Consider the following 13,890-nt stretch of genomic DNA (forward strand, 5'->3'; position numbering starts at 1 on the left):
GGTAAATAATATGATTTGCATGGAGGCAATCACACATGGCAACCCTGTTAAAGACATTAAAAAATGACTGGTCCATATCAGCAACAGTTGCGGGCTTTCTCGCGGTTTTAATTTCTTACTCAGGCCCACTGATTATTTTTTTCCAAGCTGCTCAGCATGCCCATGTCTCAACCAATATGATGGTGTCATGGATTTGGGGAATTTCAATTGGTGCCGCCGTTTCAGGTATTTATCTTTCGATTAAATATAAAACGCCTGTCATAACCGCGTGGTCTGCACCGGGCACTGCCCTATTAGTTACCCTATTTCCAAACGTCTCGTTGAATGAAGCGGTAGCCGCCTATATTACTTCTGCTATCGTTATTTTTTTAATTGGCGTTACTGGTTATTTCGACAAATTACTGAAGTGGATTCCGCAAGACGTCGCTGCGGGCATGATGGCGGGTATTCTTTTTCAATTCGGTATTGGCCTATTTACCGCATCTGATAGCATGCCCTTTATTGTCTTTAGCATGCTCATTGTCTTTTTAATTGCTAAACGTTTAATGCCGCGCTACACCATGATTTGGGTATTAGCTGCTGGAGTTTTATTAAGCCTCATTTTAGGAAAAATGAATCCGGTTGATGTAAGTTTTAGTTTAGCGATTCCACAGTGGATTAGCCCAGAATGGACATGGAACTCAACTCTTAACCTTGCTCTTCCTCTCATTTTAGTCAGTCTAACCGGCCAATTTTTACCGGGTATGGCGATTATGAAACTCAGCGGTTACGACACACCAGCCAAACCCATTATTACTGTCACTAGTATTGCCTCTTTAGCCGTTGCCTGCGTCGGTGGTATTACAATTGTGCTTGCCTCAATTACCGCTGCTTTATGTATGGGCAAAGATGCACATGAACTGAAAGAAAAACGGTACATTGCAGGAATTGCCAACGGGATTTTTTATATTTTAGGAGGCTTATTTGCTGGCAGTATTGTCATGCTATTTAGCTTACTTCCTAAAGAGTTGGTTGCAGCACTGGCAGGTTTAGCCTTGCTTGGAGCGATTGCCACAAATATTTCTGTTGCTATGAGAAATGATAGTCAACGCGATGCTGCTCTCATTACATTTTTAGCTACAGCATCAGGCATGCATTTTCTTGGATTAAGTTCCGTTTTTTGGGGTATTTGCATTGGTGTAATCGCTCATTTCATTCTCACACCACGATCAACTCCAGCCACAAATTAAGTTTTTTATCTAAACACTCCAACCAAAATAAAGCCTCAATCGCCAAATCAGGATGCAAATAATTTGCCAATTCGGATTTGGCGATTTTTTATTGAATATAGATTAAATTTCATTTTTAAGATGAATCTCTAAAATAATTAAATAATAGACTTTAGTATTTTGTTTTTATATTTCCACTTCAACTCACAATATAAATTTAGCTCTATTTTTACCAGTGATTCTTAGCAAAAAAATCAAGAATAAAACACCAATAAAAACATTGAAATTCTCACCATATAATATTTACCGTCATTTAATACAGATGATAAAACTCATTTCAACATTCAAAATAAATTCATATTTTTCAAATAATTAAATTAATAAAAATACAATACCTTAAAGACATAAAGATATATCAATTAGGTTTTTGACTCCAACTCAATAACAAAATAGTTTATTAAAAAATAACGCGATACTTCACAAATTGGAGGTGAAGAAAATGGATGCTAGCAAGGTTAATATTAATGAGCTAATTGATAAAGCACGTTTTACATCTTTCCATTGGAAAGTTTTAATCTGGTGTTTACTTATTATTATTTTTGATGGATATGATTTAGTTATTTATGGGGTTGCTCTTCCTCTGTTAATGCAACAATGGTCGTTAACTGCGGTAGAAGCGGGTTTACTCGCCAGTACTGCTCTATTCGGAATGATGTTCGGTGCCATGATTTTTGGTACGCTTTCAGACAAATTAGGGCGTAAAAAAACGATTCTGATTTGTGTCACCTTATTTAGCGGATTTACCTTCATTGGTGCCTTTGCCAAAGGACCAACAGAGTTTGCCATTCTGCGCTTTATGGCAGGCCTTGGGATTGGTGGCGTTATGCCAAACGTTGTGGCGCTTATGACCGAATACGCACCCAAAAAAATCCGCAGCACATTGGTTGCAATCATGTTTAGCGGTTACGCAATTGGCGGCATGACATCTGCTCTACTCGGTGCATGGCTGGTTAAAGATATGGGCTGGCAAATCATGTTTTTAATTGCGGGTGTTCCACTTTTATTACTCCCACTGATCTGGAAATTTTTACCTGAATCTCTCACCTTTTTAGTGAAATCAAACCATAGCGAGCAGGCAAAAAGTATTGTTTGTAAAATTGCGCCAGAAACTCAGGTAAACACTAATACACAACTGGTGTTAAACGAAAGTACAACCACAGATGCACCTGTCCGTGCACTTTTCCAACAAGGCCGTACCTTCAGCACATTTATGTTCTGGATTGCTTTCTTTATGTGCTTACTCATGGTGTATGCCTTAGGAAGCTGGTTACCTAAACTTATGCTGCAAGCGGGCTATTCGCTAGGTGCGAGCATGTTGTTCCTGTTTGCGCTCAATATTGGCGGTATGGTCGGTGCAATTGGTGGCGGTGCTTTAGCAGACAGATTCCATTTAAAACCTGTTATTACGATCATGTTTATTGTGGGATCAGCAGCTTTAATTTTACTTGGTATCAATAGTCCACAATTTATTTTATATAGCCTGATTGCAATTGCTGGCGCTGCCACAATTGGTTCGCAAATCTTACTCTACACTTTCGTTGCACAGTTCTATCCGACAGCACTTCGCTCAACTGGCATGGGCTGGGCATCTGGAATTGGCCGTATCGGTGCGATTATCGGACCAGTTTTAACTGGAGCCCTACTCACACTTGAGCTTCCGCACCAAATGAATTTCTTAGCGATTGCGATTCCGGGTGTGATTGCTGCACTTGCAATATTTATGGTCAATCTAAAAGCCTCTGTTGCCGCACAGACTCCATCAACATTTAACACTCAAAACACACTTACCCAGCAGTAAACATACATGTGCCTAGGACTGGCGCATAGATTTTGGAAATGGATTATGGAATTATTACATCGCTTTAAGCCACGTGCTTTAACTTTTGCAACCTTAGTATTGATGTGTGGCAATTCATTCGCTGCAAATCCAAATCAGCAGGCTGAAGATGAATGGAAATTCACTTTAAAAAACGCCTATATCAACCGTAATTTTGATAATGATGCACTCAAAGATACTGGTAGCTGGTCTCAGGCTGCATCGTTATTTTATAAATCGAAAATGCATGACACCCCACTACAAATTGCAGACAAGCCCATCACGATTGGTGCAGATGCTTCTGTTCAATACGCCGTTCGCTTGAGTTCAGACAAACACGTTGCGGACACGGTTTTGCCTTTTAATAAAGAAACTCAATCACAAGCATCAGACTATTTAAAATACGGCGCGACTTTAAAACTGGGCTATGACAAAACCCTTTTAAGTGTCGGTGAACTCTGGCTCGATTTACCTGTAACCGCTGTCGATGCCAGCCGACAATTGCTCGCTTCTTATTGGGGAACCAATTTAAAGTCGCAACTTTCAGATCAGCTCTATGCTGAAATTGGTCGAGTTGAAAAAGTATCCCCACGAAATGAAGAAGACTTTAAAAAGTTTTCTTTTACGGCAAATGGAATGACTAAAGAATCTGATGGCTTAAATTATATTGACCTACGCTACCAATTTACGCCGTCACTCAAGGGTGAGTACTACTTTGGTAATTTAGACGATCTCTATAACAAACATTACGTAGGACTTGAGCATAATTGGAAACAACCTAATTTTGCTCTTACATCTAAGTTTAAGTACTTCAATGCAAAAGATGATGGCAATACTTTTGATATTGATGCGCAAAACATTGGGGTGCTAGAAACACTCAAAGTAAAAAATCATACCTTTGGTTTAGGTTATCAACAAATTATGGGTGAGTCGGCTTACCCTCTACCGGATGGCTTTTTGCCAGAGACTTATTTCATTAACTGGAATACCACCGGATTCTTTAAAGAAGACGAGAAGTCTTACCATGTGATGTATGGCTATGACTTTAAAGATTATGTACCGGGCCTAAACGCGATGGTGAAATATGTGTATGGCCATGATTTTAAAGCAGCCACTGGCGAGAAAAACCATGAAACTGAGTCGAATGTGATTTTAAACTATGCGTTTCAGCAGCCGTTCTTAAAAGGTGTTGCTCTGCAATACATTCGCATTGATTACAATGTTAAACATGGCAATGATTTTGGTGAAGACCGATTGTTTGTAAACTACACCAAAAAGTTTTAATAACTTTTGATTCAATCTAAGCGGGCCAATTTTGGTCTGCTTTTTTATATTATTTCGCTCATAAAAAAACGCTCTTACGAGCGTTTTTAATTAACCTTGCAACTTAAGCAACATGCTTTTGTACAACAATCGAACCTACTGAATAACCAGCGCCGAAAGATGAAATCACGCCATACTCGCCATTATCTACTTCATGGCCTGTACGGTGTAAAGCAATAATAACGCCTGCTGAAGATGTATTGGCAAACTCATCCAGAATAATTGGGGCACGGCTTAAATCCGCTTCTTTACCAGCCACATATTTCAAGATTAGCTCATTCATATTGGCATTGGCTTGGTGTAACCAGAAACGCTTAATATCATTTGCAGTTAACTGCATTTTTTCCAACTGCGCATTAATGATTTTTGCCACTAACGGACAAACATCTTTAAATACTTTGCGGCCATCTTGACGGAATAACTTGTCATCAACCACTGCATCTTCGCTACGGTTTAAGAAACCAAAGTTATTACGAATGTTGTTTGAAAATTGAGTAAATAAATGAATATCTAAGATTTCAAAACCAGTTTTAGTAGTCGTTTCTTCAATAATAGAAGCGGTTGCAACATCACCAAAAATGAAGTGACAATCACGGTTACGGTAATCTAGGTGACCAGAGGTAATCTCAACATTCACCAATAAAACACGGCGAGCACCTGAACGAATTGCATCTGCCGCTTGTTTCAAACCAAAAGTTGCAGCTGAACATGCAACGTTCATGTCGTAAGCATAACCTTGAATACCAAGTGCCGACTGGATTTCAATCGCAACTGCTGGATAAGCACGCTGCATGTTTGAACATGCTAAAATCACAACATCAATATCTTCAGCAGTAACGCCTGCATTTTCCATTGCTTGTTTCGCAGCAATAACGCCCCACTCTGCTTGAAGTGAAAGTTCATCATTTGAACATTCAGACAAACGAGGACGTAAACGATTTGGATCAAGAATACCTGATTTTTCGATTACATAACGACTTTTAATACCAGAAGCTTTTTCAATAAATTCAGCGCTTGAACCACGTAATTCTTCTAGTTCACCCGCTGCAATTTTCTCTGCATTCTCTTGGTTATATTGTTCCACATAAGCATTTAAACTGACGGCCAGTTCTTCATTAGAAATGGTTTCTGTTGGGTGAAATAGCCCAGTACCTGTAATACGAATGCCCATGTAAAACTCCTAAAAAAATGAATAGGGTCTGTTAATCTTTCATTTATAAATTGTGTTGTAAGCTAAACAACAACATAAACAGACCCCGATCTATCTTAACTGATTCCCAAACGATCCCATAACTTTTGCAGTCGAGTTGGCGAAATAGGCATCTTGGTTTTCATCGGTTGAGAAAATAAAGAAATGCGGAATTCTTCCAACATCAAATACAATTCTTTGATTTTTGGATCGTTTTTGAATTTAAATACCTTGTCCATCCATGGATCGACATCATCAATAGCGGCATGATCTCGCTGTAGATTATTTGGCAATCGGTCTAAACGCAATAGCAGCGCTTTTAAATATCGCGGATATTCCTGCCAAAGATCGACGGGTTGGCAATAAACAAAATTGCCCAGTGACATTAAATCTAGCTGATCTTCAATATCATCAACACTACGGCCAAATATGTCTCGGTCAAGCACTAAAAGCTGACGGCGAATTTGCTGCCATTGAATATAAATATCACTTAATTGCTCAAGTGCTTGCTGACCATGACTCAAAAATTGCTTTTTGACCTGCTCAAGCAGTTTGTTAAATTCATCTGCATTAATTGGCAAAGTTGTAATTGCCATTTGCAAAGTTGCATAGACTAACATCTGCTCAAGCTTAGCTTTATCGCCCAAAGGTGAATATGCCAAAGCAAGCGGTTTTGAAATCTGCTTTTTCAACTGACGCACCAAGTCACCAAGCTGCATATGGACCAGACGAATAATACCTTCACGATGCTGCTTAATGGCTTCAGCCTGATCATTAAAAGTCTGAATAACAACACCAAAGTCATCTTTAGCTTCAATTTCAGCAAAAGCTTTTGTAGGTACCAAAGCCTGATATTGTTTCACAACAACACCAGTAACTTTATGTGAAGCCTCAAAAGTAAAATTCTCAGGGAAGTTTTTAAACTCACCTTTTTGCTGTTTCACTGGACGATGCGTTTCTACGCGGCAACGCGCTTTTAATTCAGGTAAATCACGGCCTTTTGCAATCAACTTACCTTTTTCATCAATAACTTTAATGAAAGGTACCAAATATGGATCAATGCGTTCAAACGAGAAATCTTTGTCGGTAATTTGCTCACCACGTAAGGCAAAAGCTAAATAACTAAAAATATGTTCACGTAAATGTACTGCATCAATGCCTTGCATAAGCTTACGAGTAGTATCGGGAATAGGCACCACATTACGACGCTTGTCTTTAGGTAAGGCTTTGAGTAAAGCCTCAATCAAATCTTGGCGCCATCCAGGAATTCCCCAGGACCATATATTTTCATCGACCTGAGGCAGTGCCTGAACAGGAATTTGAACAGTTGCACCATCTTCGTCATGGCTCGGGTCAAAATGATAGGTCGTTACTAAACGTAGCTGACCATTATGTAAATGATCTGGAAATTGCTGTGTTGTTGGTCGGTCATTCAGCCAAAGTGCATCATCTTCAACAAACAAATAACGCGGATTATTTGCTTCTACCGTCGCGCGCCAATCTTCAAAGCTACGACGGCTTGCGATTTCTTCTGGAATTTTAGAGGCATAAAACTGGTAAATCGTTTCTTCATCGACCACTAAATCACGGCGACGCAATTTATCTTCAACTCGCTCCACTTCTTCAAGTTTAAGCAAGTTGTGTTTTAAAAATGGTGGGATCGTACCCAAATTACCTGTGGTTAATGCATCGCGTAAGAAAATCTCATGCGCAGCAGGCTGGTCAACCTTCTCAAAATTAATTAACCGTTTTGGTTCAATAATTAAACCAAACAGCGAAATTTGAGCATAGGCATTTACAATACCAGCTTTCTTAGACCAATGCGGCTCAAAATAGTGATATTTCAATAAATCACGGGCAGCAAGCAAAATCCATTCAGGGTCAATTTTGGCTAAAGTACGTAAATACACTCGAGAGGTTTCGACCATCTCAAAAGCCATCACCCAAGAGGTATTGGTTTTGTGCAAAGTACTTGCTGGAAAGACTTTAGCCTTTTGCTGACGCACTGCCATAAAGGTATTTCGCTCATCAGTTTTATTGGCAATAAAAGATAATAAACCTGTCAGCAACGCACGATGCAAGTTTTCATAGTTTGCATCTTTTTCATTAAAGCTAAGTTTTAAACCTTCTGCTAACTCAACTAATTGCTGGTGTGTCTGCTTCCACTCACGTAAACGTAACCAACTTAAAAAATTCTGCTTGGCAAACTGACGTCGTTTATTTTCAGACATGCCTGCTTCACCTTTAGGATTTAAAGTATCCCAAAGTTTCAAATAAAACAGAAAATCTGAATCTGCTTCTTTGAACAAAGCATGCTTCTGGTCTGCCTGCATCTGTTTATCAGCTGGGCGCTCACGTGGGTCTTGAACCGCTAAAGCACTCACCACAATCAAGATTTCTTTGAGCACGCCAAAATGAGCACCGCCAATGATCATACGAGCGAGTCGTGGGTCAATCGGCATACGAGCCATCATTTGCCCGACTTTAGTCAGCTCATTTTTCTTCTCGTTAAGTGCCCCTAACTCAATGAGTAACTTACGACCATCATTTACAAGACGGAAATCTGGTGGCTCAATAAAATCAAAGTTTTCTAACTCGCCCAAACCTAAACTGTGCATTTGCAAAATAACAGAAGCCAAGTTGGTTCGTTTAATTTCAGGTTCGGTAAATTCTGGACGGCTTAAAAAATCTTCTTCGCTGTATAAACGAATACAGACACCAGCAGCAATACGACCGCAACGCCCTTTACGCTGATTGGCAGCGGCTTGGGAAATAGCTTCAATGGGTAAGCGTTGAACCCGTGATCGATAGTTATAACGAGAAATACGGGCAAAACCGCTATCAATCACATAACGAATATTTGGAACAGTCAGCGCAGTTTCGGCAACGTTGGTCGCAATAATAATACGGCGACCCTTTCCACCTGGACTGAAAATCCTTTGTTGCTCAGAAACAGCTAAGCGCGCATACAAAGGTAAAATTTCGGTATGTCTTGGCCCGTACTTTTGCAAGGTTTCCTGCAACTCACGAATTTCTTGCTCGGTGCTTGAGAAAATTAAAATATCAGCATGTTCAGGATGACCTTTTGCTTCAGCATCAGCAAAGCATTCTTCAACTGCCTGTACGACTGCTCGAGGTAAGTTTTCTTCGAAATCATCAAACTCATCGTCATCACTTCCGCCAATATTCATCTCTGAAATTGGACGATAAAGCACTTCAACTGGGTAACTACGCCCTTCAACTTCAAAAATTGGTGCATCATTAAAGTAATTACTAAAACGATTTACATCTAAAGTTGCAGAAGTCACGATAACTTTGAGGTCTGGGCGTTTTGGCAACAACTGCTTTAAATAACCCATAATAAAATCGATATTGAGTGAGCGTTCATGCGCCTCATCAATAATGATCGTGTCATATTTAGACAAAAAACGGTCATTGCCTAACTCGGCAAGCAAAATACCATCGGTCATTAACCGCACAATCGAATCTTGCGAACCCTGTTCATTAAAACGGATTTTAAAACCAATCGATTCGCCGAGCTTTTCGCCGACTTCTTCTGCAATACGCTGAGAAACACTACGTGCGGCTAAACGACGAGGCTGAGTATGCCCAATCATACCTGTTAAGCCACGGCCTGCTAACATTGCAATTTGAGGAAGCTGAGTGGTTTTACCTGAGCCAGTTTCGCCTGCCACAATAATGAGCTGATGCTTTTGAATCGCATCAATTAAACGGTCAGCATATTGCGAAACAGGTAAATCCTGATTGAGTTTAATTTTAGGGAGACGTTCAAATCGCTGCCTTACTTTGGCATTAGATTGTTCAAATAATTTTTCAATCTCGGCTGTATTGGCTTTTTTATCTTTACGCAAACGATTTAAACGGTAACGATCTCTTGCCATTACCCACTGATCAATATTTAAATCATTCTGCACAGACAAATTTTCCTGAAAATACAACAATCCTCTATTTTACGCTCTAATGCCCTTCAGGTAAAACACTTGGTTTTTTATATATTTTTAATTTTTTAAAATTTTACCCTTGAATTTTGGCTAAGTAGACTTCATGTTGTTATGCAAGTTTCTTTTACTATAACTGTCATTTGATTTACATGTTTTTGCAGTCAAATCGAATACAGTGTTTGGGGACTTAAAAATCGTAAATTTATCACTTATTCAATTTTCCGATTTTAGTCATGTAAAAATACTATTTCCCCAATAAAGAATTTTTATTTATTCTACATCTCGTAAACAAGTTTAAATATAAACCTCAATCATGGAGACAATGATGAGCTTGATTAATACTGAAGTTAAACCATTCCAAGCAACTGCTTACCACAACGGCCAATTTGTTGAAGTTAACGAAACTAACCTTAAAGGTAAGTGGTCTGTTGTATTCTTCTATCCAGCTGACTTCACTTTCGTTTGTCCAACTGAACTTGGTGACTTAGCTGACAACTACGCTGAATTCCAAAAACTTGGTGTTGAAATTTACGCTGTATCTACTGATACACACTTCACTCACAAAGCTTGGCACGACACTTCTGAAGAAATCAAAAAAATCCAATATCCATTAGTTGGTGACCCAACTTGGACTCTTTCTAAAAACTTCGACGTTCTTATCGAATCTGAAGGTTTAGCTGACCGTGGTACTTTCGTTATCGATCCAGAAGGTAAAATCCAAATCGTTGAACTTAACGCTGGTGGTATCGGCCGTGACGCGTCTGAGCTTCTTCGTAAAGTAAAAGCTGCTCAATACGTACACTCTCACCCAGGTGAAGTTTGCCCAGCTAAATGGAAAGAAGGCGAAGCTACTCTTGCTCCATCTATCGACCTAGTTGGTAAAATCTAATTTTTTAGATTAGGCCAATACGTCTAAAAACCACCCTTTTTAGGGTGGTTTTTTTATTGGTTATTTTTATAAATCTAAGCTCTATTCCACACCAAAATTTTATAGCTAATTTTTTACAATTCTTATACTTATAAATTTATAGCAACATTCATTTATGAATTGTCAGCCTGCTTAACTTAGAGTACTGTCGAATTATGAAACAAAAGAGCTTTATATATGTATTAAAAGATCAAACAAAAGTAGGAGTAGTTATATGGAAAAATCTGTTGTTGTAACCTCTTGGAAATACGATGTTTCTTCACGCTATTTAAAAATTTTCTATAGCAATGGCTCAGGTGAGCTCTATCATCCAGTTCCAGAGTTTATCTACAATAATTTGTTACGCACCAATGATAAAACTGCATTTGTTCACAAATATCTTGAGTTTGATCTGCATTTTAACAGACTCCGTATTTCTGCTTAATCATAAAAAATCAGCCCGCTGGGGCTGATCTGTTTTATATCTTTTGGCTATTAAGCCACGTCATTTTGCTCAATATATTTCTCTAGCATTTTTTCCTTTACCTCAATATGCATATTGATTTTACTAAGGTCCCCCTTATAGTGCTCGACCACGCGATCATCCATAATTCTTGACCACCAAGATGGAATAAATGCAGGCAAAATCATTGCACCATAACCTGCTGGTAATTGCGGTGCATCTTCAAAGTGACGTAAGGTCTGAAAGCTACGAGTTGGATTGGCATGATGATCTGAATGGCGTTGTAATTGATATAAGAACAGATTGGTCACCACATTATTATTGTTCCAGCTGTGCTCTGGCATAGTACGTTCATATTGGCCATTTTCTTTCTTTGCACGCTTTAAACCATAATGTTCAATGTAATTCACCGATTCAAACAAAGTTACTGCATAAGCGGCTTGAGTAACTTGAAATGGGATAGAACGCGCACCAAATTTCGCAAACATGGCTGCATGGTACACAGCAGACATCGCCCAGCCATGAATCAGCTCATTTTCCTTACACAAGAAAGGCAATTTCTTACGTTCTAAACGATTCTTTTCAATTTCGATTGCCGATTTAAAGCTACCAATTACGGTACGCGGCAAAAACTTCCAGAAGGTTTCACCAAATTGCGAAGATGCTGGATCTTCAGGTGTCGCAACGCGGCGGTGGTGTCCATAAGGGTGTTCAATTCGGAAATGGTTATAACCCGAGGGCGCTAACGCTAAATGCGATAAATAATGTTCAAGCTGCCCATTCTTGTGGCTAAGTTCATGTGCCGTATTAATGGCAATTCCATTGACCATTCCCACCAAAGTGCCAAGTAAAACCTGATCAGCAAGAGGTGTATTTTTACGACTGGCTAAATATGCTCCATAGATATTGGTTGCATATTGCAAAGGGATAAAAAGTTTAACAATGCGAGCGTAATACGGATCCGCTTCTAAATCTGCGATTGCGTCTAATGGCGGATTTTCCGTGTCTTCACCAATCAATTTATCCAATGCCGGAATAACACCATGAATAAATAATGGCCCAAATGAAGCGAAGAACTTTTTAGTTTTTTTAGGACCAAATTGATAGCCCGCTAGGCCACCCATTGCAATGGTCGGTACAGCCAAACCCAATAGCCATAAATGACGCTTTTTATCCTTAAATGTTGTTGTCGCTTGCTCGACATCCAGTTGAGTATGCATATTCATTAGAGACTCCAATCAAACACAAAATGTTTTGCTTGAATTGATTGTGCTCGTTCATCGCCCCTCTATATTATCATTTTAAGACTTGCTATTATCATTTTAAGACTTTGCTGAGTTTTTCTTGTGCAGAAGCAACAGATTCCTGTTATTCCATCACGTTATTATTTACGGCTGATTGAAATTTTAATCAGCACGCATCAATACGATAATGATTTATTGAGGGCATTCCAGCAAGAACTGGCAAAAACAGAATTATTATCAATTCAACAAATTGAACAATTCATTGAGATTGGTTTGAGTCTACCCAATACTCAAGACTTGGCCTTTGAACTGGGTAAAAATATAAAACTCAGCTCACATAGTCTAGTGGGCTACGCGCTAATGACCAGTCCTAATTTGGAACATGCACTTAGGCTGATTGCACAATATTTTAGACTGATTATGCCGAGTTTTAAGCTCAGCATTCAGTTTCCGACCAATCAGCAAAAGGTTGAACTATTATTTGAACCAATTTTGCAGATGAATAAGCAGTGTTTGGCTTTTCATATTGAAGCGATTGCCGTGGCGTTTTACTACAGCTTGTTAGAATTGGCAGGTCAGCAATTACAACGCTACCAAGTATATTTGAGTGTTCCAGAGCCGAGCTATCAAGAACGTTACATATCCTTAGTGAAAGCTAATTTCCACTTTAACTATACGTGGCTTTCAGGAATACGTGTGGTGATTGATCAGCAACAATTAGCACTACCCTTGCCTTTAGCAGATGCACATAGTCTAAAAATAGTTGAACAACGCTGTCAGGAACAAATCCAGAAGATCTATCATCAAGGTGAAATTGTTGAATGGGTCAGCATGATGTTGCGACAAGCTAATCAAGTCCCGACCCTAATGGAATGTGCCAAAGTATTAAATATTTCGACCAAAACCTTGCAACGCTATTTACAGCAGCAAGGCGTTGAATTTCAAAATTTAAAGCAACAGATCAGTACTGAGCGTGCCATTGATTTATTAGAGAATTCTACCTTTACCATTACCCATATTGCCTACGAACTAGGCTATTCCAACCCTGCCAACTTTACCCGCGCATTTAATAAAGTACAGGGTTGTAGTCCCCAAGCTTATCGGCAAGAATATCTCAAGAAAGTTAACCTACTTCAGAACCACCATACATAAACCTGCACCTATCGGCAAAATACTGCTCATAAAATTTCCATCGTTTTTAATTAAAGATAAGAATGAACTTACTTCAGCCGCATGTGAAATGACGTTATCAATAATGAGAACACCACCATTGGGCTTCATCAGACGTTTTAAATCTGGCCAATAATTCTCGTAAGCATGACGCTCGGCATCTAATAAAATAAAATCAAACGTTTCCTGCGTTTCTTTTAAATAATCAGCTGCATCGCCTACCCAAAATTGAACGATTTCACTAAGCTCTAACTCAGCAACATGGCGTTTCGCCTCAGCACTTCGCTTTGCATCAATTTCAACTGTAGTCACCTGCCCACCAGTTGCCTGAGCGGCTTCAGCTAGCCATAAAGTTGAGTAACCCGTTGACGTACCGATTTCTAAAATAGCCTTGGCTTGCTGCATACGAATAAATTGCGACAATAGTTTTGCAGACTCAGCCTCAATATTGCGATAACGCAGCAAGCGATCTGCCTGCTGGGCATCATGCCGTTTAAAGGTGTCATATAAATCTGCAACTCTTTGTAAGAAAAAAGTATTTGGCATCT

At 39.2% G+C, this 13,890-nt stretch carries 10 protein-coding genes; 6 read left to right on the forward strand and 4 right to left on the reverse strand.

The window, feature by feature from the left end; all coding sequences use genetic code 11:
- Positions 1–35: 35 nt before the first annotated feature.
- The 3 genes from benE to WA249_RS08440 all read left to right on the forward strand — a co-directional run bounded on the left by benE (position 36) and on the right by WA249_RS08440 (position 4,368).
- Positions 36–1,229 carry a benzoate/H(+) symporter BenE gene (gene benE, locus WA249_RS08430; RefSeq protein WP_336167821.1) on the forward strand — a complete coding sequence of 398 codons (1,194 nt, stop codon included), beginning with the start codon at positions 36–38 and terminating at the stop codon, positions 1,227–1,229.
- A 478-nt stretch (positions 1,230–1,707) separates the two neighbouring features.
- Positions 1,708–3,066 (forward strand): aromatic acid/H+ symport family MFS transporter, encoded by a 1,359-nt coding sequence (locus tag WA249_RS08435; RefSeq protein WP_336167823.1) that lies wholly within the window; start codon positions 1,708–1,710, stop codon positions 3,064–3,066.
- Positions 3,067–3,111: 45 nt separating this feature from the next.
- Positions 3,112–4,368 (forward strand): OprD family outer membrane porin, encoded by a 1,257-nt coding sequence (locus tag WA249_RS08440; protein ID WP_336167825.1) that lies wholly within the window; start codon positions 3,112–3,114, stop codon positions 4,366–4,368.
- A 103-nt stretch (positions 4,369–4,471) separates the two neighbouring features.
- Here WA249_RS08440 and WA249_RS08445 read toward each other — a convergent pair whose 3' ends face one another.
- Together WA249_RS08445 and hrpA are read right to left on the reverse strand one after the other, a co-directional pair.
- Positions 4,472–5,578 (reverse strand): beta-ketoacyl-ACP synthase III, encoded by a 1,107-nt coding sequence (locus WA249_RS08445; protein ID WP_336167826.1) that lies wholly within the window; start codon positions 5,576–5,578, stop codon positions 4,472–4,474.
- A 95-nt stretch (positions 5,579–5,673) separates the two neighbouring features.
- Positions 5,674–9,531 (reverse strand): ATP-dependent RNA helicase HrpA, encoded by a 3,858-nt coding sequence (gene hrpA, locus WA249_RS08450; RefSeq protein WP_336167828.1) that lies wholly within the window; start codon positions 9,529–9,531, stop codon positions 5,674–5,676.
- A 352-nt stretch (positions 9,532–9,883) separates the two neighbouring features.
- Between hrpA and ahpC the strand changes: the two genes are divergently transcribed.
- Both ahpC and WA249_RS08460 read left to right on the forward strand, forming a co-directional pair.
- Complete coding sequence (ahpC, locus tag WA249_RS08455; RefSeq protein ID WP_016138759.1) at positions 9,884–10,447, forward strand: alkyl hydroperoxide reductase subunit C; 564 nt, start codon at positions 9,884–9,886, stop codon at positions 10,445–10,447.
- 253 nt (positions 10,448–10,700) lie between these two features.
- The gene (locus WA249_RS08460; protein ID WP_004793625.1) at positions 10,701–10,910 is read left to right on the forward strand and encodes a KTSC domain-containing protein; all 210 of its coding nucleotides are present in this window, start codon (positions 10,701–10,703) and stop codon (positions 10,908–10,910) included.
- A 50-nt stretch (positions 10,911–10,960) separates the two neighbouring features.
- On the opposite strand, the gene WA249_RS08465 is transcribed toward WA249_RS08460, so the two are convergent.
- Positions 10,961–12,154, reverse strand: coding sequence for an alkane 1-monooxygenase (locus WA249_RS08465; protein WP_336167832.1), 1,194 nt, complete (start codon positions 12,152–12,154; stop codon positions 10,961–10,963).
- A 120-nt stretch (positions 12,155–12,274) separates the two neighbouring features.
- Between WA249_RS08465 and WA249_RS08470 the strand changes: the two genes are divergently transcribed.
- Positions 12,275–13,324 carry a helix-turn-helix domain-containing protein gene (locus WA249_RS08470; protein ID WP_336167834.1) on the forward strand — a complete coding sequence of 350 codons (1,050 nt, stop codon included), beginning with the start codon at positions 12,275–12,277 and terminating at the stop codon, positions 13,322–13,324.
- Here the strand turns inward: WA249_RS08470 and WA249_RS08475 are convergent.
- The gene (locus WA249_RS08475) at positions 13,301–13,888 is read right to left on the reverse strand and encodes an O-methyltransferase (protein ID WP_336167836.1); all 588 of its coding nucleotides are present in this window, start codon (positions 13,886–13,888) and stop codon (positions 13,301–13,303) included. The two genes, WA249_RS08470 and WA249_RS08475, sit on opposite strands and share 24 nt — an antisense overlap.
- Positions 13,889–13,890 lie beyond the last annotated feature (2 nt).

Source organism: Acinetobacter sp. 161(2023) (assembly GCF_037027805.1).
In the GTDB taxonomy this organism is placed as follows: Bacteria; Pseudomonadota; Gammaproteobacteria; order Pseudomonadales; family Moraxellaceae; genus Acinetobacter.